Source organism: Enterobacter sp. MALB-1 (assembly GCF_041021625.1).
GTDB lineage: Bacteria > Pseudomonadota > Gammaproteobacteria > Enterobacterales > Enterobacteriaceae > Enterobacter > Enterobacter oligotrophicus.
The window spans coordinates 2,472,532-2,498,289 of record NZ_JBDPJL010000001.1 but is presented as its reverse complement, the minus strand read 5'-3'; the positions used below and the strand labels follow the sequence as shown (position 1 = coordinate 2,498,289).

Annotated in this window: 25 protein-coding genes and 2 tRNA genes; 13 read left to right on the top strand and 14 right to left on the bottom strand. The window is 55.4% G+C overall.

What is annotated here, in order from left to right; genetic code table 11:
* Nucleotides 1-89: 89 nt before the first annotated feature.
* The gene (locus ABGB15_RS11905) at nucleotides 90-1,496 is read left to right on the top strand and encodes a DUF1996 domain-containing protein (protein ID WP_215723271.1); all 1,407 of its coding nucleotides are present in this window, start codon (nucleotides 90-92) and stop codon (nucleotides 1,494-1,496) included.
* 45 nt (nucleotides 1,497-1,541) lie between these two features.
* On the opposite strand, the gene ABGB15_RS11900 is transcribed toward ABGB15_RS11905, so the two are convergent.
* Nucleotides 1,542-1,682 carry a hypothetical protein gene (locus ABGB15_RS11900; RefSeq protein ID WP_013096938.1) on the bottom strand — a complete coding sequence of 47 codons (141 nt, stop codon included), beginning with the start codon at nucleotides 1,680-1,682 and terminating at the stop codon, nucleotides 1,542-1,544.
* Nucleotides 1,683-1,807: 125 nt separating this feature from the next.
* On the opposite strand from ABGB15_RS11900, the gene ABGB15_RS11895 reads away from it, so the two are divergent.
* Together ABGB15_RS11895 and ABGB15_RS11890 are read left to right on the top strand one after the other, a co-directional pair.
* Nucleotides 1,808-2,590: an MBL fold metallo-hydrolase gene (locus ABGB15_RS11895; RefSeq protein WP_215723217.1), complete on the top strand. Its 783-nt coding sequence runs from the start codon at nucleotides 1,808-1,810 to the stop codon at nucleotides 2,588-2,590.
* Between the two features lie 71 nt (nucleotides 2,591-2,661).
* The gene (locus ABGB15_RS11890) at nucleotides 2,662-3,297 is read left to right on the top strand and encodes a carbonic anhydrase (RefSeq protein WP_152084500.1); all 636 of its coding nucleotides are present in this window, start codon (nucleotides 2,662-2,664) and stop codon (nucleotides 3,295-3,297) included.
* A 28-nt stretch (nucleotides 3,298-3,325) separates the two neighbouring features.
* On the opposite strand, the gene ABGB15_RS11885 is transcribed toward ABGB15_RS11890, so the two are convergent.
* Complete coding sequence (locus ABGB15_RS11885; RefSeq protein WP_215723218.1) at nucleotides 3,326-4,921, bottom strand: FAD-NAD(P)-binding protein; 1,596 nt, start codon at nucleotides 4,919-4,921, stop codon at nucleotides 3,326-3,328.
* Nucleotides 4,922-5,198: 277 nt separating this feature from the next.
* Between ABGB15_RS11885 and hflK (ABGB15_RS11880) the strand changes: the two genes are divergently transcribed.
* The 5 genes from hflK (ABGB15_RS11880) to ABGB15_RS11860 all read left to right on the top strand — a co-directional run bounded on the left by hflK (ABGB15_RS11880) (nucleotide 5,199) and on the right by ABGB15_RS11860 (nucleotide 11,346).
* On the top strand, nucleotides 5,199-7,055 hold the full coding sequence (gene hflK, locus ABGB15_RS11880) for a protease modulator HflK (RefSeq protein ID WP_215723219.1): 1,857 nt from the start codon (nucleotides 5,199-5,201) through the stop codon (nucleotides 7,053-7,055).
* Nucleotides 7,052-8,053, top strand: a complete 1,002-nt coding sequence (locus tag ABGB15_RS11875) for an SPFH domain-containing protein (RefSeq protein WP_152080890.1) — start codon at nucleotides 7,052-7,054, stop codon at nucleotides 8,051-8,053. The genes hflK (ABGB15_RS11880) and ABGB15_RS11875 overlap by 4 nt, the downstream gene beginning before the upstream one ends.
* The gene (hflK, locus tag ABGB15_RS11870) at nucleotides 8,050-9,120 is read left to right on the top strand and encodes a protease modulator HflK (RefSeq protein WP_152080891.1); all 1,071 of its coding nucleotides are present in this window, start codon (nucleotides 8,050-8,052) and stop codon (nucleotides 9,118-9,120) included. The genes ABGB15_RS11875 and hflK (ABGB15_RS11870) overlap by 4 nt, the downstream gene beginning before the upstream one ends.
* A 68-nt stretch (nucleotides 9,121-9,188) precedes the next feature.
* Entirely contained in the window at nucleotides 9,189-11,024 is a 1,836-nt protein-coding gene (locus tag ABGB15_RS11865) for a heavy metal translocating P-type ATPase (RefSeq protein WP_369064185.1), read from the top strand.
* Between the two features lie 61 nt (nucleotides 11,025-11,085).
* Complete coding sequence (locus tag ABGB15_RS11860; protein ID WP_152080893.1) at nucleotides 11,086-11,346, top strand: hypothetical protein; 261 nt, start codon at nucleotides 11,086-11,088, stop codon at nucleotides 11,344-11,346.
* 80 nt (nucleotides 11,347-11,426) lie between these two features.
* Here the strand turns inward: ABGB15_RS11860 and ABGB15_RS11855 are convergent.
* The 3 genes from ABGB15_RS11855 to mdtK all read right to left on the bottom strand — a co-directional run bounded on the left by ABGB15_RS11855 (nucleotide 11,427) and on the right by mdtK (nucleotide 13,110).
* Nucleotides 11,427-11,503, bottom strand: a tRNA-Val gene (locus ABGB15_RS11855).
* Nucleotides 11,504-11,506: 3 nt separating this feature from the next.
* Nucleotides 11,507-11,583: transfer RNA gene (locus tag ABGB15_RS11850), tRNA-Val, on the bottom strand.
* Nucleotides 11,584-11,736: 153 nt separating this feature from the next.
* Entirely contained in the window at nucleotides 11,737-13,110 is a 1,374-nt protein-coding gene (gene mdtK, locus ABGB15_RS11845) for an MdtK family multidrug efflux MATE transporter (protein ID WP_152080894.1), read from the bottom strand.
* Between the two features lie 225 nt (nucleotides 13,111-13,335).
* Here mdtK and ABGB15_RS11840 point away from each other — a divergent pair, with 225 nt between their 5' ends.
* Nucleotides 13,336-13,977: a riboflavin synthase subunit alpha gene (locus ABGB15_RS11840; protein ID WP_152080895.1), complete on the top strand. Its 642-nt coding sequence runs from the start codon at nucleotides 13,336-13,338 to the stop codon at nucleotides 13,975-13,977.
* A gap of 29 nt (nucleotides 13,978-14,006) precedes the next feature.
* Here the strand turns inward: ABGB15_RS11840 and cfa are convergent, their stop codons facing one another.
* Together cfa and punC are read right to left on the bottom strand one after the other, a co-directional pair.
* Nucleotides 14,007-15,155, bottom strand: a complete 1,149-nt coding sequence (cfa, locus tag ABGB15_RS11835) for a cyclopropane fatty acyl phospholipid synthase (protein ID WP_152080896.1) — start codon at nucleotides 15,153-15,155, stop codon at nucleotides 14,007-14,009.
* 299 nt (nucleotides 15,156-15,454) lie between these two features.
* Complete coding sequence (punC, locus tag ABGB15_RS11830) at nucleotides 15,455-16,654, bottom strand: purine nucleoside transporter PunC (RefSeq protein WP_369064184.1); 1,200 nt, start codon at nucleotides 16,652-16,654, stop codon at nucleotides 15,455-15,457.
* A 115-nt stretch (nucleotides 16,655-16,769) separates the two neighbouring features.
* Between punC and punR the strand changes: the two genes are divergently transcribed.
* Nucleotides 16,770-17,711 carry a DNA-binding transcriptional activator PunR gene (punR, locus tag ABGB15_RS11825; RefSeq protein WP_152080898.1) on the top strand — a complete coding sequence of 314 codons (942 nt, stop codon included), beginning with the start codon at nucleotides 16,770-16,772 and terminating at the stop codon, nucleotides 17,709-17,711.
* On the opposite strand, the gene purR is transcribed toward punR, so the two are convergent.
* Nucleotides 17,699-18,724, bottom strand: coding sequence for an HTH-type transcriptional repressor PurR (gene purR, locus ABGB15_RS11820; RefSeq protein WP_131634454.1), 1,026 nt, complete (start codon nucleotides 18,722-18,724; stop codon nucleotides 17,699-17,701). The genes punR and purR overlap by 13 nt on opposite strands.
* Before the next feature lie 297 nt (nucleotides 18,725-19,021).
* Here purR and ABGB15_RS11815 point away from each other — a divergent pair, with 297 nt between their 5' ends.
* Both ABGB15_RS11815 and ABGB15_RS11810 read left to right on the top strand, forming a co-directional pair.
* The gene (locus ABGB15_RS11815) at nucleotides 19,022-19,111 is read left to right on the top strand and encodes a YnhF family membrane protein (protein WP_042717882.1); all 90 of its coding nucleotides are present in this window, start codon (nucleotides 19,022-19,024) and stop codon (nucleotides 19,109-19,111) included.
* 168 nt (nucleotides 19,112-19,279) lie between these two features.
* A complete protein-coding gene (locus ABGB15_RS11810) occupies nucleotides 19,280-20,446 on the top strand; it encodes an MFS transporter (protein ID WP_152080899.1) in 1,167 nt (388 codons plus the stop codon).
* A 37-nt stretch (nucleotides 20,447-20,483) separates the two neighbouring features.
* Here the strand turns inward: ABGB15_RS11810 and sodB are convergent, their stop codons facing one another.
* A complete protein-coding gene (gene sodB, locus ABGB15_RS11805; protein ID WP_215723222.1) occupies nucleotides 20,484-21,065 on the bottom strand; it encodes a superoxide dismutase [Fe] in 582 nt (193 codons plus the stop codon).
* A gap of 121 nt (nucleotides 21,066-21,186) precedes the next feature.
* Nucleotides 21,187-21,951, bottom strand: a complete 765-nt coding sequence (locus ABGB15_RS11800) for a C40 family peptidase (protein ID WP_215723223.1) — start codon at nucleotides 21,949-21,951, stop codon at nucleotides 21,187-21,189.
* A 338-nt stretch (nucleotides 21,952-22,289) separates the two neighbouring features.
* On the opposite strand from ABGB15_RS11800, the gene grxD reads away from it, so the two are divergent.
* Nucleotides 22,290-22,637, top strand: coding sequence for a monothiol glutaredoxin 4 (grxD, locus tag ABGB15_RS11795; RefSeq protein ID WP_152080902.1), 348 nt, complete (start codon nucleotides 22,290-22,292; stop codon nucleotides 22,635-22,637).
* A gap of 74 nt (nucleotides 22,638-22,711) precedes the next feature.
* On the opposite strand, the gene rnt is transcribed toward grxD, so the two are convergent.
* The 4 genes from rnt to ABGB15_RS11775 form a co-directional block, all read right to left on the bottom strand.
* Entirely contained in the window at nucleotides 22,712-23,371 is a 660-nt protein-coding gene (gene rnt, locus ABGB15_RS11790) for a ribonuclease T (protein ID WP_152080903.1), read from the bottom strand.
* 96 nt (nucleotides 23,372-23,467) lie between these two features.
* Nucleotides 23,468-23,875: a lactoylglutathione lyase gene (gene gloA / locus ABGB15_RS11785; RefSeq protein WP_215723224.1), complete on the bottom strand. Its 408-nt coding sequence runs from the start codon at nucleotides 23,873-23,875 to the stop codon at nucleotides 23,468-23,470.
* A 100-nt stretch (nucleotides 23,876-23,975) separates the two neighbouring features.
* Nucleotides 23,976-25,073 (bottom strand): alkene reductase, encoded by a 1,098-nt coding sequence (locus ABGB15_RS11780; protein ID WP_215723225.1) that lies wholly within the window; start codon nucleotides 25,071-25,073, stop codon nucleotides 23,976-23,978.
* A gap of 53 nt (nucleotides 25,074-25,126) precedes the next feature.
* Nucleotides 25,127-25,726: a TetR/AcrR family transcriptional regulator gene (locus tag ABGB15_RS11775; protein ID WP_152080906.1), complete on the bottom strand. Its 600-nt coding sequence runs from the start codon at nucleotides 25,724-25,726 to the stop codon at nucleotides 25,127-25,129.
* Nucleotides 25,727-25,758 lie beyond the last annotated feature (32 nt).

Sequence of the window (25,758 nt, the reverse complement as noted above, 5' to 3'; positions counted from 1 at the left end):
CCAGGGAGAGCGGAAAAGTACGCTGTGAAACACTCTGTTAATTAACGCGCTTTTGTTACCAATGTGTCCTTTCATACATGGAGAAAATGATGAAACGGACCACGATAACAACGGCATTTTCATTCCCCGCTTTACTGCTCGCAATGCAGGCGGCACACGCCGCACCCCAGGCGCATGTTGTCTGCGGCTACTCCCACACCCTCGGCGATGACGCCATCATGATGTTCGGCATGCCCAACGAGGCCATGCTGCACGACTTCTTTGGTAACACACACACGGATGCTTTCTCACGCCGGGAGACATTGCGCCAGCATGAAGAGACCACCTGTGATAACAAAGCGGACAGCTCTGCATACTGGGCTCCCTCGCTGCGTCTGCCTGACGGAACGGTCGTCAAACCTGCGTATCAAAAAACGTACTATCAGGCATCGAATGTCGAAACGTATCCGCTGCAACCCTTCCCGGCGGGGCTGTCGCTGCTGGCGGGCGACCACCATGGCACGACGCCTAATCCGCATATCACTTTCTTATGCGCGAACGGCAAAGGCTATACCACCAAAACGGGAGAAGTCTGTGGGTTACGTAAGGCACGGGATGCGGTGCAGTTTAATATTGGCATTCAGTTCCCGAACTGCTGGGATGGGGTAAACCTGAAACCGGCTCATGGCCTTGCTAACGCGGCATACGATATTAAAGGGCAGTGTCCGGCCGCATTCCCGGTGAAAATTCCCACCGTGAACATGAACGTGGCTTACGTGATCCCAACGATCACTTCTCTGGATACCCGCAACGTGCAGCTTTCGCTTGACCCGATCATGCACGGCAACGAGCGCGAGGAGCTATGGGGCAGTCTTTATACCGCGCATGCGGATTTCATGAACGGCTGGACGGAAGACGCCGCGCGCTTTATGACCGAGCTGTGTATGAATCGCGGGATGGACTGCGGCACCACCGTGCCGTATGGCTACTCGAAAGCGAAGGCAAACGTCTGGCTGAGCAGCATGGAGCCGACGCTTTCTCTGCCGGAACCGCAGGTTTTACTGGTGCAGGATAACTGGCAGAACGGGGGCAGAACCCAAAACAGTGAAACCCTGTCACTGGTGAAATTCAAGATCCCGCCGCTGCCGGTGGGGCAGGATGCTTCCCTGTTTAAATACCGTGTGCGCATTTACGGCGGCAAAGTAGAAACAGACGGTGCCGATCAGATCTTTTTCTACCCGGCCAGTAACGACTGGGACCCGGCAACCGTGAGCTGGAAATCACGTCCGGCGTGTAATTACAAATCGGATGCTGTGCTTTACCTCAACCATTCCCGTGAATACCGGATGGTGGACGTAGACAAAGCAGTGCGCAAAGCGCTGGCAGAAGGGAAAACGGAGATCTCGTGGTATATCGGCGGCGATCGGCAGGGTAATCATTATCAGTTTGAGCCGGGCTCCTCGCCTCAAAGCCTCATCCTGATGCTCAGTGGATTCAAAAAGACGCCGGAAATTTAACCCTCACGGGTAAAAAAAAGCACCGGGATTTCCGGTGCTTTATCGTCAGATTTTGCAGGCATCGCCGCAGTCGTCGTCCGCGACGATCGCCTGCGCTTTTTTGTCCGCGTCGTCCAGACGTTCTGCGTTGCGCTCTTCTGCTTCATCCAGTCCGTTAAAGACTAAGTTCTCAAGATCAATTTCCATGGGGCACCTGCATTGTTCGGTTTTTGATACTGGCACAGTATAGGGCAAAAACGGCTAGCCCTGCACCCCGCAGCACATAAGGATAATCCCTGCCATACTCAAGGCTTTACCGCTGAGGAAACCTCATGATTACTCTCTGTAAAACCTGCGGCACCTCTTATGACACACACCCGGACCGATGTTCGATTTGCGAAGACGAACGCCAGTACGTCCCGAGAACCGGCCAGCGGTGGATTGATCCTGAAACCGTGACCGCCACGCACACGAATAAATGGCAGCAACTGGAGCCGCAGCTGTTCAGCATCAAAACGGTTCCGTCTTTTGCCATCAACCAGCGGGCTCTTCTTCTGCGCACACCGCACGGCAATATTCTGTGGGACTGTATCGCCAACCTCGACCCGGCGACCAGCACGTTAGTTGCCGCGCTCGGCGGTATCAGTGCCATCGCCATTTCCCATCCTCATTACTACACCACCATGCAGGACTGGGCTGCAGCCTTTAATGCGCCGGTTTATCTGCATGCCAGCGATCGTGAGTGGGTCATGCGCAGCAGCCCGGCGCTTCACTTCTGGGAGGGGGATTCTCTGGCGTTGATGCCGTCTGTAACGCTGTTGCGGCTCGGCGGACACTTTGCGGGCGGTACGGTGCTGCACTGGCATGAAGGCGAGGGCGTGTTGCTGGCAGGCGACATACTGCAGGTGACACCCGGTAAAGATGCCGTTTCGTTTATGTGGAGCTACCCTAATATGCTTCCGTTGCCTGCCCGTACCGTCGAGCGGATAACCCGTCATCTTGAGGACAAACCGTTTGAACGTCTCTATGGCGCGTTCGAAGGGCAGGATATTACGGCGAAAGCGAGTGAGATTGTGCAGCGGTCGGGCCAGAAATATATTGCTTGTCTGAAGTAAAGGGCGGTGGGTAAACTTCAGTCGCGTGATCTCGATCATGTCTAAACTAAAACAGAAAAAGAGAAATGGCTATGCAACATATCATTGAAGGTTTTCTCAGCTTTCAAAAAGAGATTTTCCCGCAACGTAAAGAGCTCTTCCGCAGTTTAGCGTCCAGCCAGAATCCCAAAGCGTTGTTCATCTCCTGCTCCGACAGCCGTCTGGTTCCTGAGCTGGTCACCCAGCAAGAGCCGGGACAGCTCTTTGTCATTCGTAATGCTGGCAATATTGTGCCACCGTTCGGGCCGGAGCCGGGTGGTGTATCCGCCACCATCGAATACGCTGTCGTGGCGTTAGGCGTGACCGATATCGTGATCTGCGGTCACTCTAACTGTGGCGCAATGAAAGCAATTGCCGACAATGCGAACCTTGAGCCGATGCCTGCGGTGTCTCACTGGCTGCGTTACTCCGATGCGGCAAAAGCGGTGGTTGAGAAGAAAACCTGGGACACGCCCGTCGATAAAGTGAACGCAATGGTGCAGGAGAACGTGTTTGCACAGCTGAGCAACATTAAAACGCATCCGTCGGTTGCTGTTGGTCTGCGCAACAACTCCATTCGCCTGCACGGCTGGGTATATGACATCGAAAGCGGCGAAATCCGTGCGCTGGATAAAAACAGCAAAACCTTCGTCTCTCTGTCTGAAAACCCGGAAGTCTTCTTCGAGTAGTCAGACGCGTCAGGGCACGGAGGCCCTGTCAGTTCTCCACAAAGGGCAGTTTCCTGCGCGATCCCGTTGCTGGTTTCTCCGCTGCTTTCGCCATTGCCTCCCCCAGTTCTGCGCACTCTGCAAGCCCCTGCACAAACGGCTGGTCGTGCATCAGCCACGGTATCGCACCGAAAGCAATCCGTCCGCGAAGGGTTTCCGGTTCCCTGAGCGTGTAATCGTCACCCACATCAGGTATCTCTTCGCCGGTTTCCTGAAGCTGCTTACGCAGCGTGGGGAAGGGCAGATCTTTCGTTTTCAACGGTTTTTGCCCACGCGCATCGATAAATACATCGAAACGGTGAGTTTTCTCTTTTGTCGTAATCACGGTTTGATCGCTGCCGATATCACGCTCATAGTCGTCGCCGAGCGCCAGCACGTTGATTATCCCGGCTTCACGCAGAGCCAGCAGCCTGCGGATGGACTGGGACGGAATGGCAGCATAATTATCAATAAATACGCGTGCCAGCCCCGTTTTGAAGCGCTTCCGGTCTTCTTCATTGAGGTGAGGGACAATCTCCTGAACCACTTCATGCAACCGGAGAACGGCGTAGCGCCAGGGAACGGTATGCCTGTTTTGTTTGTTGCGTTCAACTTCTTCTAGGTTATCTTCGGCCCAGCTGAACGGGTCGTGTTTTTTACGATCGGCAAACCAGGCATCACGAATGCTGTCTGCATCCAGCGTGTTCAGGGCTATCGCTTCGCTCCACTGTGGATCGGCATGTTCAAGCTCTTTCACCATCAGGGTAAATATCCGGTCAAGTAACCCTTCTGCGCCCTTAGCTATTTCGGCTTCAGCGACCGTTTCAGTCAATACGGAAAGCGGCTCATACGGGATGGGACAATAAAAATCTGCTTCCGGCAGGATGCCGGTTCGCGACATCAGGGTGATGCTGAGCGCCTGGCTTTTCTCATCGAGCCTGAATTGGTCGCCCGTAAAGTCGCCATGCTGCATTGCCACCGCCATGGCAGCATCCAGACCGCTTAAGGATGTCCCCATAATACCGACCTGGCAGGCGCGGATAGTGGCGTCCATCAGCCCGGACCAGGGGCTGGGGAAGTAAGTGCGGGTTGCCTTTTCTTCATCCGGCCAGACATGACCTGTCGCAATCACGACAAGGTCAAACCTGTCAGGGTGCGTTTCTCCGTTTACCGAAAGCGTGACCTTATCTGTCGTGGCGGTGATATCGGTCACTTCGGCTGATTCATGTACCTCAACCTGAAATCCCTTTTTTTCAGCCTCGGCGACGATAGCCAGAAACCGATCGCGAAAATACTCACCCAACAGAATACGCGGCAGAAATTGCCGGTCGTGCAAGGTGGCTTTATCCACCTTAAACCGGTGCAGATGTGCTTCACTTTGCGTTTTCAGCCAGTCGAGATACGTGATGAAAATGGGCGGAATTTCAATACTGGCGATATTTGCCAGCATCAGCCGTGAATTTTCCTCGTCACTGTAGGGCATCCCGACGCCCGCTTCTTCAGCCTGCTCAAAAACCGAGACAGCAAGAGGTGTCGTGTTTTTCAAAAGAGAATAAAAGGTGTAAATCCCTGTGGGGCCTGAGCCGATAATAGCGATTTTCTTCATCGACACTCTTCCTTCGTTTTATTGTCATATGAAAAGCGTAGCAAAAGAAGCGGTGAATCAGCGCGCGAAAATTCAGTCACATATTGATACCAAATTAAACGTACCCGCTGAGTATTTCCTGTTTTGATGACGGTTTGAATGTTATATCGTAACGCTTAAATCACGATCCGTGCGCCATTCCTGCTATTACCGTATGTATTTCAGCCAGGCAGGCGAAACTAATGGGAGTACCAGGGTGTCGTTACCGCTATTGCAGAATAGCGCTCAGGTAAGTCGTTTGCTGCAGCGCCTTCTGATCACAAAAATTTGTCTTTACGGCTTTCTGCTGCCCGTCGGCCTTGTTTACCTTTTTCTGCATCTATTCTCTGACGTCGCAATCTGGTTATTTGCATTTCGGCTGCTGCTGGCTGCGGGGCTGGTGGCGATGGCGTTTGTAGAAAATGCGCTACGCTGTGAACAAGCTGCAGCACCGGTCGCGGAAATGCCCGCAGAGGAGCCTGCTTCCCCGGAGCCTAAACGGCTGCAACTGCCACCGCAGTTGCAGGCCTGGCTATCGCATTTTCACCAGCATCTGGTCACTACCGCGACGATTTCCGTGCTGGCTCTCTGTTTTGCTATCGCAAACCTTGCCGATGCGGCGTCGTTCAGCGAAGCAGACACGGTTATCAGCCGCGTGATCCCTGGGGTGCTTCTGCTGCTGAGCTTTGGCCTGCTGGTCATTGAACGCATGATCAGCTTTAAAATTGTCCGCCACTGGCGCTATCAGCGCGAATATATCGGGCTGGCGCGTGCGATGCTCAGCCTTCTGCTGGTGCTTGCCGCTGCGCTGCTGCTGGTGACCTTTTCCCCAACGCTGGCGCTGTGGCTTATCCGGCTTGGCAGCCTGCTGGTCCTCGTGATGGCGCTGGAATATCTCCTGCGTACCCTCATCGCCGCTCTCACGCCGCTTCCGGCGGATGAGGCTCCCCGTTTTCTGACGGTCAGCACCGTTGCTGCCTTGTACCGCTGGCCTCTGCGCCCACTGACGGTGGTTCTGGACGCGCTTGAGCAGCGTTTTGGCATTGATCTACGCCAGGTGCAGGCGTTTCGCCTGATGGGAAAAACGGTGTTGCCCGTAGCCTTTGGCATTGCCGTGCTGGGCTGGTTGCTGAGTGGGTTGACGGAAGTCCCGCTGCAGCAGCGGGGGATTTACGAACGTTTTGGCCGCCCGCTGGCGGTGCTCTCTCCGGGGCTGCATGTCGGATTGCCCTGGCCATTTGGTCGGGTTCGCCCCGTGGAAAATGGGACGGTACATGAGCTGCGGCTCAGTGATGAACCGGAATCGCAGGCGCAGAGCGCAGAGCCCGACAGTGCCGAAGGTCCTGCACCGCAGAGTAGCTGGCGCTTGTGGGATAGCAGCCATCTGACCGATCAATCTCAGGTGATTGCCAGCAAGGCTAACGACCGCCAGAGTTTTCAGATAGTAAATATGGATATCCGCCTTATCTGGCGCGTCGGGCTGCGTAATGAGGACGCGCTTAACAGCCAGTATCAGGCCGAAGATCTGCCTGTGCTGATCCGCAGTATTGCCCGACAGGTACTGGTGGTGCAGTTTGCCAGCAAGCAGCTGGATGTGCTGCTCAACGAGCAGCGCGCGAGCCTGGCGACAGCGCTTAACCGGCAGATCCAGCAGCGTTTAGCGACACTGCATACCGGCGTGGAGCTGCTCTCAACCCGAATAGAAGCGATTCACCCGCCTGCGGGGGCCGCCGATGCCTGGCACGGCGTGCAGGCGGCGCAAATAGCCGCCAGCGCGCGGGTCGCCCGTGAGAAGGGGTATGCCGCCACGGTGACTCGCGAGGCGCAACAAAAAGCGGAAACCCGCGTAAACGACGCGCAGGCCTTTGCCGCAGAAGATCTCGCGCGTGCCAGAGCGGAAGCGATCCATTTTGCGGCGGACGAGCAGGCGTGGAAGCAGGCTGGCGCGGCATTCCTTCTTGAGCGCCGTTACCACATTCTCGGCCAGAGCCTGGCGCATACACCGCTTTTGATCCTGGACGACCGTTTGCAGGGCACCCGCGAGCCCGTACTGGATTTGCGCCAGTATCCTGCATTATCCGACAGTACCGCACCACAGAAGGCCAGCACGAAATGAAGATCCACTCCATCACCTCTTCGGAACACGCGGAAAAAGTTGGCATACGTCAGATGACGTCGCCCGCGCCACAGCGCCACAAGCGGACGTTACGCATCGGCATTGCGGTATTGTTACTGGTGCTGGCGGTGCTTACCGCCTGCCTGCTTGACGTCAGCGCAGGCAGCGCGACGGTAGTGACGCGCTTTGGCAATCCACAGCGGGTCTTGCTCTCGCCCGGTCTGGCGTGGCGTTTCCCGGCACCCTTTGAAACGCCGGTGAATGTCGATTTACGCGTGCGTTCAACGTCCAGCGGTTTGCAGGATGTTGGCACGCGTGACGGGCTGCGGGTGCTGGTGCAGGCGTGGGTTATCTGGAAGGTGAAACCGGATAATGACAACGTGCTGCGCTTTATCCGCGCCGTGCAGAACCAGCCGGATGAAGCGGCTCGCCAAATCCGTACTTTTATTGGCTCGGCACTGGAAACCACCACCAGTAACTACGCGCTGGCGGATATCGTCAACGTCGACAGCAAGAAGGTCAAAATCGCTCAGCTTGAGCAGGCAGTGCAGGCGCAACTGAAAGCGCAGCTTCTCAACAGCTACGGCATCGAGGTGATCCAGACCGGTATTGAGCGCCTGACGCTACCGGCCGTGACGCTTAACGCCACCGTTGACCGCATGCGCGCCGAGCGGGAAACCATTGCAGCGGAGCGGACGGCTGAGGGGAAACGGCTGGCGGCGGAGATCCATTCACAGGCGGATCGCGATGGACGCATTCTGGAAGCTGATGCCTCCGTTAAAGCGGCGGCTATTGCCGCCAACGCACAGCGCGACGCAGCGGCAATATATGGCAAAGCCTGGGCCAGCGATCCGCAACTTTATAGCCTGCTGCGTTCCCTGGATACACTCAGCACCATCGTTAATGGCAACACCCGCCTGGTGCTGCGTACCGATGCAGAACCGTTCCGCGCGCTGGTGCAGGGGCCAGACCAAACACCAGAGGCGGCTAAACCATGATGCAGCCACCGCTGAAGCGCACTCCCTGGGGGCAGTCATACCGGATTGCGTTCTTTGCCCTGTACGGCGCGGCGATTATCGCGGCCTGCGCGTGGCTGTTTTCCAGTATTTATCAGGTCGCCCCGGACAGCCGGGCGATCGTTTACCGCTTTGGTAAGCCCGTTCGTGTGGAAAACGCCGGGTTGCTGTTTGCCTGGCCCTATCCGATTGAACGCGTGGAGCGGGTGCCCGGCGAGGAGCGAATTCTGGAGCGCGATGTTCAGGCGTTGCAGCGCAGTCAGCAGCTTGACCAGATCAACAGCTGGGAGCGCGATGGTGATGCCGGAGCGGGGGCGGGCTACCTGCTTACTGGCGATGCCGGGGTCGTACAGCTGAACGTGCGGGTCTTCTGGCGCGTCAGCGATCCTGTCCGATACGCGCTTCAGCGTCCGCATATCGATCCGCTGATCGACCGCCTGACCGAGCACGCCGCGGCGGTTGTCTGCGTGGGACGCGATCTGGATTCGATCCTGGTGACCCGTCCTGAGACGCTGCAAAACGATCGCCACGCGGCACAGGAGCGGCTTCAGCTACGCAGCGACTTCAGAAAGGCGATGACGCAAAGTCTTACCCTGCTGGCTGCCGGAGGGAACGATCCGGGCATTCGCATTGAACGCGTTGATATCACCTCTTCTTTGCCCCAGAACGCGGTGGCAGCGTTTAATGCGGTGCTGGCGGCGGGACAGCAGGCGGAGCAGGCTGTAGCCAGCGCCCGCACGGCGGCGGCGCTGCGTACCCAGCAGGCGCAACAGCAGGCGGATCGGACGCTTCAGCAGGCGGAGGCGGGGCGTCAGGAAATTCTCGCGCAGGCCAGTGTCGACACCCGCACCATTATGCAACTGGCCCAGGCGAGGCGTGAAGGGGCCGATGGAGGTCTTTTGCAGCGCCTGTGGCGTGAAAAAGTGACGGCTATTCTGGCGCAGGCGGGGCAGGTGATTACCGTCGCGCCGGGCGACGACAGCCGCTTGATCCTGCAGGGGTTGCCTGCACAATCCGCCACTCCGACCGTTAGCGAGAAAAAACCATGAGCCACCAGTGCAGCCACGGACACTTTCACTTTGACGGCAATCTGCAAACACCAGCCGAGCAGAGGCGTATGCTACGTCAGTTAACGCTGACGATGATCACTATTGGCTTGCTGCTGCTGAGCCTGCTCTGGAAAGCGCTTGCGCCTGAGCAACCCGGCATTAGCGACATCCTGGCGGGCGTCGCGTGGCTGCTGGTGGCCATTCCGGTCTTTCGGGCCGCCTGGCACAGCCTGCTGCATCCCGATCTGCATGGCGTAACCGATCTGCTGGTGGTGCTGGCAATGCTTGGTGCGTGGGCGCTGGGTGATTTAATGACCGCCGCGCTGCTGCCGGTGATTATGATTTTCGGTCATATTCTTGAAGAGCGCAGCGTGATGGGAACCCGTCAGGCTATCGCCGGGCTGAGCAAACTGACGCACAGCCAGGCCAGGCGCGTGCGGGCAGACGGTGCGCTTGAGCAGATCGACAGCCAGCATCTCCACTCTGGCGACGTCGTTGAAGTGCGGGCCGGCGACAGGGTGCCCGCTGACGGGCAGATCCTTTCCGGCTATGCCAGCCTGGACGTGGCGCACATTACCGGTGAATCCGTACCGGTTGAAGCGGCAGCGGGAATGGCTGTGTTTGGCGGAAGCATTAATCTGAACGGCCTGCTGCGGGTGAAGGTCACCCACACGGGTGAGCAGTCGACTCTAGGGAAAGTGATTGCGCTGATGCAGGACGCCAGCCAGGCAAAGCCGCCGATTACCCGGATGTTAGAGCGCTATGCGGGCCACTATCTCATTCTGGTGCTGCTGATTGCGGCAACCACCTGGTTCCTGACGTATAACAGCCAGGCGATGCTGGCGGTGCTGGTTGCCGCCTGTCCTTGTGCGCTGGTGCTTTCAGCGCCTGCAACCGCAATGGCGGGGATAGCTGTGGCGGCACGACACGGTATTTTGATTCGCAACGCGGCATTTCTGGAAGAGCTGGCGGATGTGGATGCCCTGATTGTGGATAAAACGGGGACCCTGACTCAGGGGAAGCTCAGTGTCGTCGACGTGATGCTGGCGACCGACATGCCGCGTGAGCGCGTAATGCAACTGGCGGCAGCGCTGGGAGCTACCAGTAACCATCCGGTGAGCCGGGTGCTGGCCGGGACGGTGTCCGCGCCAGGTGAGGTAACACTGCGAGACATTGAAGAAATTCAGGGCATTGGCGTTGTGGCGACAACCGACGAAGGGCTGGCATTACTGGGGCAGCAGACGCTGTTTGCACGTTACCACATTGCGGTATCACCAGTGCCGGAGCACGATGGCCCGGTGGTTGGCCTGGCGCACGCTGGCGTTTTTCTTGGCTGGTTCCTGCTGGAGGATACGCTTCGCCCCGAGGCACCGGAGATGGTTGCGATGCTCAAATCACTGGGTATTGACAGGCAACAGCTGCTGACCGGCGATCGTCTGGCGGTGGCGAAGCGGGTGGCGCAGCAGGCGGGGATCGACGAACTTTCCGCCGGGGCGCTGCCTGCGGAAAAACTGCGTCAGGTGCAGCGTGTTGTTGATGAAGGGTGGCGGCCAATGGTGGTCGGAGATGGCATCAACGACGCGCTGGCGTTAAAAGCCGGTGCGGTTGGTATTGCGATGGGCGGTAATGGGGCGGATATTGCGCTGGCCTCGGCTGACGTGGTGCTTACCGGCTCTGATTTACGCCGCCTGCCATGCGCCATTCGGCTGAGCCGAAAATGCCGTGCCACGCTGCAGGTGAATGTGTTTATCGGGTTGGGCTGGACGCTGTTAATCGTCTCTGCCGCCGCAATGGGGCTGCTTGGGGCCACCGGGGCGCTGATTGCCGCGATTCTCCATAACCTGAGCACGCTGCTGGTGCTGCTCAATACCGGGCGCTTATTACAGTTTGATGAGACAAAGTGAATGCGAGATGGACACTACAGGCAAATGCAGGTTAAGCCTGCACTACATGAGGGTGAACAGGATGAAAATCAGTAAACTGGTTGCGATTTCGTTGTCGGTTGTCTCGACGGGGGCGCTGGCATTTCAGGCGAAAGAAAACATCAATCCGGCGATCTCTGCGCAGCAAATGCGAAATGTGGAGAATAATATTCTCAGTGGTTATTACAGCGAGCACGGCGAGCGACCACAAATTTCTGCCCTCGGGACTTGCGCTGCTGTGCCTGTACCTGGCTGTACTTGCCCGTACTGTACGGCGCTGCGCTCAATTAAAAATGGAATATAAGCGGACTGAGAAGTCGGTTGTAGTAACTGCGCAGTGGGTATTGGACGATCAAATGCAGGAATGATAGAGGAAAAACAGAATGGTGCGTCTGAATGGACTCGAACCATCGACCCCCACCATGTCAAGGTGGTGCTCTAACCAACTGAGCTACAGACGCAAATGGTGCGTTCAATTGGACTCGAACCAACGACCCCCACCATGTCAAGGTGGTGCTCTAACCAACTGAGCTATGAACGCAACGTGTTGCCGGTGACAACGGGGACGAATATTAGCGGCACAGCACCGCAGTGGCAAGAGGGAAAATGCAATTTTCTCTCTGATTTCACGCGATTGCTTCATTACCGCGCAAAGTGAAGAGAAAGTAGCCGCCTGCAGGCGGCTACTGCGTATTTAACGTGCGGCGCGTTGCAAAATAATGGTAGATGGCTGACGTTGCAGATAGCGCATACGCAGCATCATCATAATGGCCGCAGAGGTTAAGCCGATAATAAAGCCCATCCAGAATCCTGCTGGCCCCATACGGTCAACCACCAGATCGGTGAGCGCCAGAACATACCCACACGGCAGACCCAGCACCCAGTACGCAATAAAGGTAATAAAGAAAATAGAACGCGTATCTTTATACCCGCGCAGCACGCCGCTGCCGATCACCTGAATGGAGTCCGAAATCTGGTACACCGCAGCCAGCAGCATCAGGTGAGATGCCAGAAGGACCACTTCCGGATTATCGTTGTAGAGCAGGGCGATCTGCTCACGTAGCGCGACGGTAAAGAGTGCCGTACAGGCCGCCATGCAGACACCCACGCCAAGACCGGTACGCGCAGCCGTTTGCGCATCCAGCGTTGAACCTTGTCCGAGCCGGAAACCGACGCGAATGGTGACCGCCGCCGCCAGCGACATCGGCAGAACGAACATCAGCGAGCTGAAGTTCAGCGCGATCTGGTGGCCCGCAACGTCGATAATTCCCAGCGGCGACACCAGCAGGGCAACAACTGCAAACAGCGTCACCTCGAAGAACAGCGCCAGTGCAATCGGCAGACCCAGTTGAATAAGACGCGTCAGGATCGTCCAGTCTGGTGTGCTGAATGCCTTGTCATTACGGATGTCACGCATGGATCGCGCGCGTTTAATAAAGGTGATCATGCTGAAGAACATCACCCAGTAGACCGCCGCCGTTGCCACGCCGCAGCCAATGCCGCCGAGCTCTGGCATACCGAAGTGGCCATAAATAAAGATATAGTTCACCGGAATGTTAACCAGCAGACCGATAAAGCCCATCACCATGCCAGGCTTGGTTTTTGCCAGACCTTCACACTGGTTACGTGCGACCTGGAAAAAGAGGTAGCCCGGCGCACCCCAGAGCAGGGCGCGCAGATAGCCCACGGCTTTATCAGCCAGAGCCGGGTCGATATTATGCATCGCGCGAATGATATGGCCCGCGTTCCAGAGCACCACCATGATAAGAACGGAGACGAAACCCGCCAGCCAGAACCCCTGGCGAACCTGGTGGGCGATGCGTTCTCGTCGACCGGAACCGTTAAGCTGTGCGATTACTGGCGTTAACGCCAGCAGAAGACCGTGACCAAAGAGGATGGCCGGGAGCCAGATCGATGTCCCGATCGCAACGGCGGCCATATCGGTGGCGCTGTAGCCACCGGCCATGACCGTATCCACAAATCCCATTGCGGTCTGGGCCACTTGCGCGATGATCACCGGTATTGCCAGTGCCAATAACTGACGCGCTTCATTCATGTACTTCTGCACGTGAACACCTTTGTATTGTTGTTATTTGAGAGATTAAAAAAGCCGCCGTTACTGGCAGCAAGAAGAAAATGCAGGGGGATGCCAGCTATTGTAGCGGGGTTTAACTAATTATCTAGTGAAAAAATCGCCAGAAAATGCGCTCCGCTGGCAACCTGTTTTTCCAACTGTTATTGTGAAGGGATTAAACGGTGTCGCCACCGTCCGGAAAAAACAGGAGTTGTAAGCATGTTTACTGGTATTGTGCAGGGCACTGCGAAAGTGGTGTCTATTGATGAAAAACCCAATTTCCGTACTCACGTCGTTGAGCTGCCGGAATATATGCTTGAAGGTATTGAAACCGGGGCGTCGATTGCGCATAACGGCTGCTGCCTGACGGTAACCGAAATTAACGGTAACCTGATTAGCTTTGATTTAATGAAAGAGACGCTGCGCATCACCAATCTGGGTGAGCTGGTGGTGGGCGATACCGTCAACGTAGAGCGTGCGGCGAAGTTCAGCGATGAGATTGGCGGACATCTGATGTCAGGCCATATCATGACCACCGCTGAAGTGGCCAAAATCGTGACCTCGGAAAATAATCGTCAAATCTGGTTTAAAGTTCAGGACCCGTCATTAATGAAATACATCCTCTACAAAGGATTTATTGGTATTGATGGGATTAGCCTGACGGTCGGGGAAGTGACACCAACCCGTTTTTGCGTGCATTTAATTCCTGAAACGCTGCAGCGTACAACCCTGGGCGCGAAAAAACTGGGGCATCGGGTAAATATTGAAATCGATCCGCAAACTCAGGCGGTAGTGGATACCGTTGAACGCGTGCTGGCGGCAAAAGAGGCCGCAATAATAAAGACAGCGGAAGCTGAATAAAAATAACCCCGGCTGGCCGGGGTTATTTTTTAGCGGGCGACGCGCAGACCGTGTTCTATACCACGGCTAAAGACCACCTGCCATAGCTGAATATCGCGGGCACGAAACGCACCCGCGCAGGCATTCAGATAATAACTGAACATCCGTTTGAACCGTTCCGAATAGTTATCCGCAATTTCAGGCCAGGCGGCCTGAAAACGCGCATGCCACGCCATCAGAGTGGTGTCATAATCCGCACCGAAGTTATGCCAGTCTTCCACAATGAAATGCGACTCGCTGGCTTTTGCTATCTGACGGATGGACGGCAGGCAACCATTCGGGAAGATGTATTTGTTGATCCACGGATCAACATTATTGTCGGTCCGCTTAGAGCCAATGGTATGCAGTAAGAAGATACCTTCCGGTTTTAAATTACGATCGGCCACCTCAAAATAGGTGTCGTAATTCTTAGGCCCTACGTGCTCAAACATCCCGACAGAAGCAATGCGGTCAAATTGCTCGTTCAGGTCACGATAATCCTGAAGCCGGATATCAACGTCCAGCCCCTGACAGCGTTCCTGTGCCATTTTTTGCTGTTCGGCAGAGATGGTGACACCCACAACGCTGACGCCGTAATGTTTCGCCATAAAATACGCCAGCCCGCCCCAGCCGCAGCCAATATCCAGCACGCGCATACCGGGCTGGAGCTGCAATTTTTCACAGATAAGACGCAGTTTGTCCTGCTGCGCCTCTTCAAGAGTTGTCGCCTTTTTCCAGTAGCCGCAAGAGTATTGCATGAAGGGATCAAGCATACGGCTGAACAGGTCGTTACCAAGATCGTAATGCTCTTTGCCGACAATCCACGCCCGCTTTTTACTTTGCAGATTGAACAAACGGGCGGAGGCGACACGCAATGTGTCTTTGAAGTGACGCGGAAGCTGGTTTTCCAGACCGGCGCGTAAAACGCTGCTGAAAAACATATCCAGCCGCTCGCATTCCCACCATCCATCCATGTAACTCTCGCCCAGACCTAACGATCCCTCCCGCAATACACGTTTAAAAAAATCGGGATGTTTAACCTGCGGGTCGGAGGGTGAGGGCCCGTTGATGGTGATGCCCGCACGACTCAACAGCTCACTGACGATCCGGGACCAGTTATCGTCCGGAATGCTGACTTCTTCTATACACGATGAACTCATAGCTTCTCCATCACCTTGCTGTGATCAGAACCTTCAAACAGCGTAGACGCTTTTTATGGTTTGTGAGAAATCTCACGGTATTCCACCGCGAGGCTAGTATCCGACGTAGAACAGAGGAAGGGAGATAACCCTTGCCGAAATGCCTTCCATGGTAAAACGGGAGCACTCCGGCTCCCGTTAACACTTAATATTTATCGTATTTAATCGAACCAAATTTAGTATAGGCCTCAAAATTTGGTGATTCAATAGAAAATTCTTAGCAACCTAATCACTGAAATGTAACATAATTTCCCACGCGATTATGCATGCGATGTTTCCGCCTCCGGGGTGCTGTCTTGCTCACGCTGAGCGGATGCCTGCATGCGATAGCCGACGGCGGCCAGTATAACGGTAACCAGCATTACGCTGGTGGTGGTCAACAGCGGTGTGGCAATCAACGCAGAGACCACCAGGCTTGCCAGGAAGCACAGGCCCAACTGGAGTGTGTTTTGCAGAGCGGCGGCGCGGCCAGTTGCCTGAGGGACAGGGCGTAACGCCTGTGCCACCACGATAGGGTAAATGGCACCGTTAGCCACCGCCATAACACAGAACGGAAGTAAAATTTCTGTCAGACCGACATGCGGGATAAAGCCCACTGCCCAGGTGCCGATCACGCTTAACGCATACAGACCCAGCAGCCACGGCAGCATTTGCTGACCCTCCCATTTTTGCAGCGCGGCGCGACAGCCGTAGCCTCCCACCAGGAACGCGATAGTCTGCGGCACATAGCTGAGGCCGATGGCCGCCGGACTGTAACCCATATCGTGCAAAATAAACGGCGAGCCAGTCAGCCAGGCGAAGAAGCTCGCGGAGCAGGCGGCGTAAATCAGGACGTTGCCACGGTAGGCTTTAGAACGCAGTAACGACATAAACGTTACCGGCTTTGCCTCAGCGTGCGTCGCTTTTTTTGGCGTGGGTTTGAGGGCAAATGCAGGCAGCATCAATACCAGGGTAATGGCAAACAGGGTGGCGAAAATCGCCTGCCACTCGAAATGCGCCAGAAGCCAGCTCCCCAGCAGCGGGGCAAGGGCGGGCGACAGGCCGACCAGCGGCATAATGGTGGCGAAAATACGGTTAGTGCGTGACGCCGGGTAGTAGTCGGTTACCAGCGCCTGCCAGGTTACCGCAGCAGCGCAGACGCCGACGGCCTGAATAAAACGCAGCACCAGCAGCCAGGCTGCATCGCGCACCCACAGCATACCCAGACAGCCTACAGCAAAGATCGCCAGGCCCAGTAACAGCACCGGTTTACGGCCAAAACGGTCAGAGAGCGGTCCCCACAGCAGTTGCGCAAAGGCAAAACCGGCGAGGAATAAGCTCAGGCTGGCGCTAATTGCGGCAGCAGGTGTTTGTAAATCTTCCTGCATCGCGGCGAACGCGGGCAGATACATATCGGTGGCCAAAAAGCCCAGCACGCTTAAGCCGCCGAGCCAGACTAAAAATCCTTTCCTGGGTTGCACTGTTTTATTCTCCTTGAGGAGGCAGGTGTACGTTGGCGCAGAGTGTAGGGAGTGCAAAGCTGCTTGTGAAACGCTAATATTTGGCTGGTGCATTCAAAAATTTTGCAGGCAGAAAATGTGGTCAGATTATTCCCTTGAAGTGGTGGATGCGGTTGCGCGCAACGGCAGTTTTACCGGCGCAGCGCAGGAGCTTCACCGCGTCCCGTCGGCTATCAGTTATACGGTGCGTCAGCTGGAAGAGTGGCTGGCGGTTCCGCTGTTTGAACGCCGCCATCGTGACGTAGAATTAACGCCCGCCGGGGCGTGGTTTTTGAAGGAAGGGCGTTCTGTTATCAAAAAAATGCAGATCACCCGTGAGCAGTGTCAGCAGATCGCCAACGGCTGGCGAGGACATCTTTCCATTGCGGTGGATAATATCGTGAAGCCTGAGCGCACCCGGCAGATGATTGTTGATTTTTACCGCCATTTTTCAGACGTCGAGCTGCGAGTCTCCCAGGAGGTGTTCAACGGTGTCTGGGATGCGCTGGCGGACGGCAGGGCGGAGATGGCGATCGGGGCGACCCAGGCCATTCCTGTCGGTGGGCGTTACGCGTTTCGCGATATGGGTATGCTGAGCTGGACCTGCGTCGTCGCCAGCCATCATCCGCTGGCTTCGATGGAGGGGCCGCTCAGCGACGATACGCTGCGCAACTGGCCTTCGCTGGTGCTGGAAGATACCTCCCGTTCGCTGCCCAAGCGGATAACCTGGCTGCTGGATAACCAGCGGCGCGTGGTTGCGCCGGACTGGGAGTCCTCTGCTACCTGTCTTTCCGCTGGCTTATGTGTTGCGATGGTGCCCGTTCACTTTGCCCGACCGCGAACAGATACCGGAGAATGGGTTGCGCTCAGGCTCGAAAACCCTTTCCCGGACGCAGCCTGTTGCCTGACCTGGCAGCAAAACGATATCTCGCCCGCAATGGCCTGGCTTCTGGATTATCTTGGAGACAGCGAAACGCTGAACCGGGAGTGGTTACGGGAGCCAGACTCGCTGGCCCCGAACAGCGATCAGCGACGGTAGTCGCGGAACGGACCATCCGCAACGGAACGGCGTTCGATAAGACGCGGGTGGACTTCAATAGACTGCGATTCTTCGCGTTTGTTGACGATCCTGTCCATCAGCATGTTGAAAGCCGTTTCACCCAGCGAATCTTTCGGCTGGTGGATGGTGGTCAGCGCCGGGGTAAAGAAGCGCGCGTTGCGCACGTTGTCATACCCGATCACGGAAATATCCTGAGGCACGCGCAGGCCCAGTTCATCGGCGGCACAGAGCGCGCCCATTGCCATGATGTCGCCACCGCAGAAGACGGCAGTCGGGCGATGCTGTTGAGAGACAATCTGCTGCATCGCGCGGTAGCCTGACTCTGGCTCAAAGTCGCCCTGCACAATCCAGTTTTCCGGCACGGTGATCAGCGCTTCTTCCATTGCTTTCATAAACCCGGCCAGTCGTCCTGCGCCGGTGTTACGCTCAAGTGGGCCAGGGATCACGCCAATCTCACGATGACCGCGCTCTACAAGATACCGGCCAGCCATGTAACCGCCTTCGAAGGCGTTATCAATGACCGAGTCGGTGAAGTCTGCGCGCGCTTCGCCCCAGTCCATCACGACCATTGGAATATGGCGGTACTCTTCCAGCATGGAGAGCACCGATTCCGGGTATTCGGAACACATCACCAGCAGGCCATCCACGCGCTTTTGCGCCATCATCGACAGGTAAGCACGCTGTTTTTCAATGTTGTTCCACGCGTTGCCCAGAATCAGGGTATATCCTTTCTGGAAGCAGTTTTTCTCAACCGCTTCGATGATCTCGGCAAAATAGGCCGCTTCACTGCTGGTGGCCAGCAAGCCGATCGACTTGGTGTGATTAACTTTCAGGCTACGGGCCACCGCACTCGGAGAGTAGTGCAGTTCTTTAATTGCTGCCCAGACAGCGTTGCGCGTCTCTTCAGCCACAAAGCGCGTTTTGTTAATTACATGTGATACGGTTGTAGTGGAAACGTTTGCGCGTTTTGCCACGTCTTTTATTGTTGCCATTCGATGTCACTCCAGACCATATCCTAAGCTCCTGAATATCATGAAGGTAAACGTTTGCCTTCTCTCACCCTTATTACGCAATCTTGAATTGCGACACGCCGGGAAAACGACACAGGACGTCAGGAGGGGGTCAATGGCCGGTACGCTAATAAATTTAGCGTGGAATTTTGTCCTATCTTGATGAAAAGGGGAAGAGCAAAAGTGGATATCAGTTTAAATCCGGGAAGATTTTTGACGTAAACTGTGTAAAAATGAGCAAGCTCACTTTTCGTGGGGTGATTAAAAGGAGAAAAATTGATGAGTTCCGATCTGAAGTTTTCGCTGGTTACCACCTTTATTGTTCTGGCGTTGATTGTGGCGGGTGGCCTGACGGCTGCACTGCACTGATTTACTCGGGGGGAGAATATCCGTTCTCCCTCCAGACCTGCCTTGATTGTTACTCCTCCGGCAAAAATCTTTTGCCAAAATGTTAACTTCTCATTATTTGTGATTGATGTCATGCTTTTGACTTCTTTGTTCTGTGTCGCTACCTGACACGGCATCCGGAGTTTATTCATGAAAATCAATTTTCCTCTGCTGGCCCTGGCGATTGGCGCTTTCGGGATTGGCACCACGGAATTCTCACCAATGGGATTATTGCCGGTTATCGCCAGGGGGGTGGATGTCTCTATCCCTGCGGCCGGTATGTTAATCAGCGCTTATGCCATTGGCGTAATGGTGGGGGCACCGTTGATGACGTTGCTGCTTTCGCACCGTGCGCGCCGTAATGCACTCATTTTCCTGATGGCGATATTTACGCTGGGCAATGTGTTGTCTGCAATTTCGCCGGATTACACAACCTTAATGTTGTCGCGCATTCTGACCAGTCTGAACCACGGTGCGTTCTTCGGGCTGGGGTCCGTCGTCGCCGCCAGCGTGGTGCCAAAACATAAACAGGCCAGTGCGGTAGCGACCATGTTTATGGGGCTGACGATTGCGAATATCGGTGGCGTACCCGCTGCAACCTGGCTGGGTGAGGTGATTGGCTGGCGTATGTCTTTCCTTGCCACCGCTGTACTGGGCGTTGTCGCGATGGTTGCGTTGTTCTTCTCTCTGCCGAAAGGCAGTGCCGGAGAGCGTCCTGACGTGCGTAAAGAGTTGTCGGTGCTGGTGCGTCCGCAGGTGCTCTCAGCATTGCTGACCACCGTTCTTGGTGCTGGCGCGATGTTTACGCTCTATACCTATATTTCGCCTGTTTTGCACGATATCACGCACGCTACGCCGATGTTTATTACCGCGATGCTGGTGTTAATTGGCGTAGGCTTCTCCATCGGTAACTATCTGGGCGGGAAACTGGCTGACCGTTCCGTCAGCGGGACGCTGAAAGGCTTTTTGACGCTGCTGATTGTCATCATGGTGGCGATCCCATGGCTGGCACGCAATGAAGTGGGGGCGGCCATTGCCATGATCGTGTGGGGGGCGGCAACCTTTGCGGTAGTACCTCCATTACAGATGCGCGTGATGCGTGTCGCCCATGAAGCGCCGGGACTTTCGTCTTCCGTGAATATCGGTGCGTTTAACCTCGGCAACGCGCTCGGCGCGGCAGCGGGCGGAGCCGTGATTTCGGGTGGGCTGGGATACAGCTTTGTGCCGGTGATGGGGGCGATTATCGCTGCTCTGGGCCTGCTGCTGGTGTTGATGTCCGGCCGTAAACAGCCAGAAGCGGCCTGCGCAGCAGAGTAAACAAAAACGCAGAAGGGCGAACCCTTCTGCGTGCCTTTTACGCGGCGAAATTCTTCGCCACGAATTCCCAGTTAACCAGTGCCCAGAAGTGCTCCAGGTAGTTCGGGCGCGCGTTACGGTAATCAATGTAGTAAGCGTGTTCCCATACGTCCACGGTCATCAGCGGCGTTGCGCCGGTGGTCAGCGGGGTGCCCGCGTTAGACGTTGAAACGATAGCCAGTTTGCCATCGGCCTCTTTCACCAGCCACGTCCAGCCAGAACCGAAGTTTTTGACGGCAGCGTCAGTGAACTTCGCTTTGAACTCCGCAAAGCTGCCAAACGCGGCGTTAATGGCGGCAGCCAGTTCGCCGGTTGGTTCTCCGCCAGCATTCGGTGCCAGGCAGTGCCAGTAGAAGGTATGGTTCCACACCTGAGCGGCGTTATTGAAGACACCACCGTCTGAGCTGCGCACGATCTCTTCCAGCGATTTGCCTTCGAACTCGGTGCCTTTGATCAGGTTATTCAGGTTGGTGACGTAGGTCTGGTGGTGTTTGCCGTAGTGATATTCCAGGGTTTCCACAGAAATATGTGGAGCCAGGGCGTCTTTTGCATACGGTAGTGCAGGTAATTCGAACGACATTGCTTCTCTCCTTATTATAGTTACGTTGCCAATAACCCTACAGACAACAAGGACAGAATAGCAAATTGAAAGGGTATGCAAAAGAGGAACTTACCCTGCCACGAGTGCGGCAGGGCAGGGATTAACGGATGGTTTTTGGCGTCATTACTCGGCGCGCACCAACGTAATGGCGTACCCAGTAATCTTCGCTGAGAGAGGTGATCTGAATATCCTGGCCGCTGCGCGGTGACTGGATGAATTTCCCATTGCCGACGTAGACACCGACATGGTCAGCCTTGCCGCGGCCCTGGGTGCGGAAGAAGACCAGATCGCCACTTTCCAGTTCGCCACGGTCAACCGGAGAGGCATCCCGCAGGTGATACATTTCGTTCGCAGTGCGCGGAATACGGAACTTCACCAGATCCTTATAGGCGTAATACACCAGGCCGCTGCAGTCGAAACCGGTACGCGGGGAAGAGCCACCCCAGTGATACGGTTTGCCAATTTGCCCCATCAGCTTATTCATTGCCGTTTTTTGCGCTTTCTGCATGCGTACCTTATGCACTTCAGCCAGTTTCGTTACTTTCGTGCATTTCGCTTTATGGCCTTTGCGCACGGTGCATTTTTCATTAACGAGGCTGGCAGTGGTCTGGGGAGCTTTACGTGTGCCGGAGCGGGTGGTTTTGGCTTTGGTCTTGCTGGAGGCGGTCTTTTTAGTTTGAGTGGTTGTCGCTTTCTTTATTGTTTTGCTGGTTGTTTTTTTCTTACGTTCTGTGGTTTTTGCCAGATGCGTTTTTTGTACAGCAGAATGCCGCGCCTGTTCAGAAGCGTTCGCCGCTGGCGTGAAAGAGAGTGTTGTAAACAGTAAAGCACAGAGCGTGATCGAGATTTTATTTATCCGCGCCACTGGGCAGTCCCCTGATAAATGCAGGTCATCAATAATACCCGCGTATGATTTACAAAGCCCGTCGATTCTAATCTATAAAAACCCGAGAAGTTAATAGCATTTTTCAATCTAAAAACGTGTTTCGTTAGCAAGTGCAAAAAAATGTATCGATCGGAAGCCGTTTTGTTCACTCCCTAAGCAAAACCGCATACGCTCCGCCGTTAAGCTACATTTGCGATGCAACTTATGCGGACTCACGATAAAATATATAGACGTGACAAAAATGTTATTTTCCGATGTCTGCCTGAACCGCTACAATGTCAGACGAATGCCGTAACAGAAGTTAAAGGAAGCAAGACATGAGCACCACTATTGAAAAAATCCAGCGTCAGATCGCTGAAAACCCGATTCTCCTGTACATGAAAGGTTCTCCGAAGCTGCCAAGCTGCGGTTTCTCCGCGCAAGCGGTTCAGGCGTTGTCTGCCTGTGGTGAGCGTTTTGCTTACGTTGATATCCTGCAAAACCCTGACATCCGCGCTGAGCTGCCAAAATACGCCAACTGGCCAACCTTCCCGCAACTGTGGGTTGACGGTGAACTGGTAGGCGGCTGTGATATTCTGATTGAAATGTATCAGCGTGGCGAACTGCAACAGCTGATCAAAGAAACGGCTGCCAGGTACAAAACGGAAGAGCCGGGCGCAGAGTAAGTTTTCTCCGGAAATAGAAAAAGCGACCTGTAGAGGTCGCTTTTTTTTGCCGGGTGGCGCTGCGCTTACCCGATCTACGATTGAATATCTGCCTCATCGCCCATCGGCAGTGGCCAGCCACCCAACCGTTTCCAGCGGTTCACAATTTCACAGAACAGTTCTGCCGTGCGCTCCGTGTCATATAACGCAGAGTGCGCCTGCGTACCGTCAAACTCGATCCCCGCCGTGATACAGGCTTTGGATAAGACCGTTTGTCCCAGCGCCAGGCCACTCAGGGCCGCGGTGTCGAAGGTCACAAACGGATGGAACGGGTTGCGTTTAAGCGAGGCGCGTTCGGCGGCAGCCATTGTAAAGCTGTGATCGAACGTGGCGTTGTGGGCCACCATAATCGCGCGGCTGCAGTTACTCTCTTTCATGCCTTTACGCACCATTTTGAAGATGGCGTGAAGCGCGTCATATTCACTCACCGCGCCGCGCAGCGGGTTTGTCGGGTCGATACCGTTAAACGCCAGCGCTTCTGGCTGCAGGTTTGCACCTTCAAAAGGTTCAACGTGGAAATGCAGCGTGGTGTCCGGTGTAAGCCAGCCCTGTTCATCCATCTTCAGCGTGATGGCGGCAATTTCAAGCAGCGCATCGGTTTTAGCGTTAAATCCGGCTGTCTCTACATCAATGACAACAGGATAAAAACCACGAAAACGGTCGCACAGACCGGTAAGTTGAGCATTATCGGACATCAGGGTCTCTTACAAGGGGAAAAAAGCAGTGCGCATTATGGCAAATTTTGAGAGGGGATGCAGTAAAACTACGGGCGCATAGTGCGCCCGGCGGGATCAGTTGCCCAGGCCGTGACCGGCGTCTTTGGCTTCAATCAGCTCGATTTTGTAACCGTCAGGATCTTCAACAAAGGCAATCACGGTAGTGCCGCCTTTAACCGGGCCCGCTTCACGCGTAACGTTGCCGCCGTTGCTGCGGATGCGCTCGCAGGCTTCGGCCGCGTTATCCACTTCCAGCGCAATATGGCCGTATGCTGTGCCCAGCTCGTACTTGTCGACGCCCCAGTTGTAGGTCAGCTCGATAACGGCTTCATCTGTTTCCGGGCCGTAACCGACAAACGCCAGGGAATATTTATATTCCGGGTTTTCGCTGGTGCGCAGCAGTTTCATGCCCAGAACGTTGGTGTAGAAATCGATTGAACGTTGCAGGTCGCCAACGCGCAGCATGGTGTGAAGTAGGCGCATAATTTCCTCATTAACCAATGGATTGGATTATCTTTTTGAACAGAAACGATGTTTTAGTATAGCGGCGAAATGTCGCCGCTATCAATGCACAATGGCGGGATTACAGAGAAGGGTAGTCGGTGTAGCCTTCTGCGCCACCACCATAGAAACTTTCAGGGCGCTGCGGGTTAAGCGCTGCTTTTTTCTGCAGACGGGCAACCAGATCCGGGTTAGCAATATAGTCACGGCCGAACGCCACCGCGTCGATCAGACCTTTGCCAATCAGGTCTTCGGCTTTTTCTGGAGTATAAGCGCCCGCACCGATGATCACGCCGTGGAAGCGCTCGCGCACTTTCTGACGGAAGGCTTCAGTGTAAGGCTGACCACCGGCCCAGTCCGGTTCGGACATATGCAGGTAGGCAATACCACGTTTTGCCAGCTCTTCGATGAGATACAGCGCGTCAGCTTCTTCGTTCGGGCCGTTGTCGACGTTCTGGAATGTCCCAATTGGCGATACGCGGATACCGATGCGTTCCGGGCCCCACTCCTCGCATACGGCGTCTACCACTTCCAGCACCAGGCGGGCACGGTTTTCAACGCTGCCGCCGTACTGATCGGTACGATGGTTAGAAGAAGGTGACAGGAACTGGTGCAGCAGGTAACCGTGTGCTGAGTGCAGTTCAACCAGGTCAAAACCGGCTTCACGCGCATTCGCAACCGCCTGACGGAAGTCGTTCACGATACCGGGGATCTCTTCCAGCTCCAGCGCACGTGGCATGGAGGTATCGACGCGGATCGCATTGCCGTTTTCGTCGCGCAGGGAGGTGCGGGTGTTTGCGCTCAGGGCAGAGGCTGAAACCGGAGCCTGACCGCCAGGCTGGATGCTGCTGTGTGAGATTCGACCGGTATGCCACAGCTGTACCGCGATACGGCCATCTTCCGCGTGAACGCCTGCGGTGATTTTTTGCCAGGCGGCGATCTGTTCCGGGCTGTGCAGACCCGGTGCGCCAGCATAGCCTTTCGCCTGGGCAGAAATCTGCGTCGCTTCAGAGATAATCAGGCCAGAGCTTGCGCGCTGACGATAATATTCACCCATCAGTGGGGTTGGGATATCACCAGGCTCGATGCTGCGAAGACGGGTGAGTGGGGCCATGAACACGCGGTTCGGAGCGGTAACAGCACCCACTTTCAGTGGGGTAAATAACGTTTCAGCGGACATAACGACTCCTGAGTAGACCAGTCGACTAGTAATTGAGTAAATAAAAACGCCTGCTACACGCCAGGCGTTGTAATACAGCTTTTCACATGTGCCAGCGCGCTTTCGAGCGGCACCGCACTGCGAGAAATCTTGGCCTGCAGGTTCGCACCTAACCAGAGTGCATAAAGCACCTGCGCCTGGGTCAAAGGCTCGCCAGAGAAGGCCAACGTTTTTTCATTGCGCCCTTTATCCAGCGCCTGAGCCAGCAGAGCAATCACGCCACTGGCCCCTTTATCCATTGCAGTGCGCATGTCTTCGGACAGATCGCACACTTCAGCAGAAAGTTTTACCGTCAGACAGCCGCTGATGATGCCCTGCTGACAGAACTGCGTCAGCGTCTCCTGATAGTAATTAAGCACACGATCCCGGTAGTTACCTTCGCCGCTGGCAAAGTGGGTCGCCAGGCGCTGGTGGTAGCTGGCGTAGTGACGTTCCAGCATGGCCACGCCAAAGGCTTCTTTGGAGCGAAAGTAGTGATAAAACGATCCTTTCGGCACCTCAGCAGTTTTTAACAGCTCGCTCAGACCCATACCGGTGAACCCGCGATGCATGCAAAGACGCTCGCCGGTCGCCAGTAAGTGTTCGCGTGTATCGTGTTCAGTGTGTCTGCTCATGCCGTCACTCTAATAGACCATTCGGTCTAATG

Excerpts from the sequence above, each read along its gene's own strand:
- ABGB15_RS11885 (WP_215723218.1), bottom strand. The coding sequence starts at position 4,921 with ATGAAGAAAATCGCTATTATCGGCTCAGGCCCCACAGGGATTTACACC.
- ABGB15_RS11780 (WP_215723225.1), bottom strand. The coding sequence starts at position 25,073 with ATGTCCGCTGAAACGTTATTTACCCCACTGAAAGTGGGTGCTGTTACC.
- gloA (WP_215723224.1), bottom strand. The coding sequence starts at position 23,875 with ATGCGCCTACTTCACACCATGCTGCGCGTTGGCGACCTGCAACGTTCA.
- ABGB15_RS11775 (WP_152080906.1), bottom strand. The coding sequence starts at position 25,726 with ATGAGCAGACACACTGAACACGATACACGCGAACACTTACTGGCGACC.
- ABGB15_RS11905 (WP_215723271.1), top strand. The coding sequence starts at position 90 with ATGAAACGGACCACGATAACAACGGCATTTTCATTCCCCGCTTTACTG.
- ABGB15_RS11875 (WP_152080890.1), top strand. The coding sequence starts at position 7,052 with ATGAAGATCCACTCCATCACCTCTTCGGAACACGCGGAAAAAGTTGGC.
- ABGB15_RS11895 (WP_215723217.1), top strand. The coding sequence starts at position 1,808 with ATGATTACTCTCTGTAAAACCTGCGGCACCTCTTATGACACACACCCG.
- hflK (WP_152080891.1), top strand. The coding sequence starts at position 8,050 with ATGATGCAGCCACCGCTGAAGCGCACTCCCTGGGGGCAGTCATACCGG.
- sodB (WP_215723222.1), bottom strand. The coding sequence starts at position 21,065 with ATGTCGTTCGAATTACCTGCACTACCGTATGCAAAAGACGCCCTGGCT.
- rnt (WP_152080903.1), bottom strand. The coding sequence starts at position 23,371 with ATGTCCGATAATGCTCAACTTACCGGTCTGTGCGACCGTTTTCGTGGT.
- ABGB15_RS11815 (WP_042717882.1), top strand. The coding sequence starts at position 19,022 with ATGAGTTCCGATCTGAAGTTTTCGCTGGTTACCACCTTTATTGTTCTG.
- ABGB15_RS11810 (WP_152080899.1), top strand. The coding sequence starts at position 19,280 with ATGAAAATCAATTTTCCTCTGCTGGCCCTGGCGATTGGCGCTTTCGGG.
- ABGB15_RS11865 (WP_369064185.1), top strand. The coding sequence starts at position 9,189 with ATGCTACGTCAGTTAACGCTGACGATGATCACTATTGGCTTGCTGCTG.
- cfa (WP_152080896.1), bottom strand. The coding sequence starts at position 15,155 with ATGAGTTCATCGTGTATAGAAGAAGTCAGCATTCCGGACGATAACTGG.
- ABGB15_RS11860 (WP_152080893.1), top strand. The coding sequence starts at position 11,086 with ATGAAAATCAGTAAACTGGTTGCGATTTCGTTGTCGGTTGTCTCGACG.
- punR (WP_152080898.1), top strand. The coding sequence starts at position 16,770 with ATGTGGTCAGATTATTCCCTTGAAGTGGTGGATGCGGTTGCGCGCAAC.
- ABGB15_RS11900 (WP_013096938.1), bottom strand. The coding sequence starts at position 1,682 with ATGGAAATTGATCTTGAGAACTTAGTCTTTAACGGACTGGATGAAGCA.
- ABGB15_RS11840 (WP_152080895.1), top strand. The coding sequence starts at position 13,336 with ATGTTTACTGGTATTGTGCAGGGCACTGCGAAAGTGGTGTCTATTGAT.
- grxD (WP_152080902.1), top strand. The coding sequence starts at position 22,290 with ATGAGCACCACTATTGAAAAAATCCAGCGTCAGATCGCTGAAAACCCG.
- ABGB15_RS11890 (WP_152084500.1), top strand. The coding sequence starts at position 2,662 with ATGCAACATATCATTGAAGGTTTTCTCAGCTTTCAAAAAGAGATTTTC.
- purR (WP_131634454.1), bottom strand. The coding sequence starts at position 18,724 with ATGGCAACAATAAAAGACGTGGCAAAACGCGCAAACGTTTCCACTACA.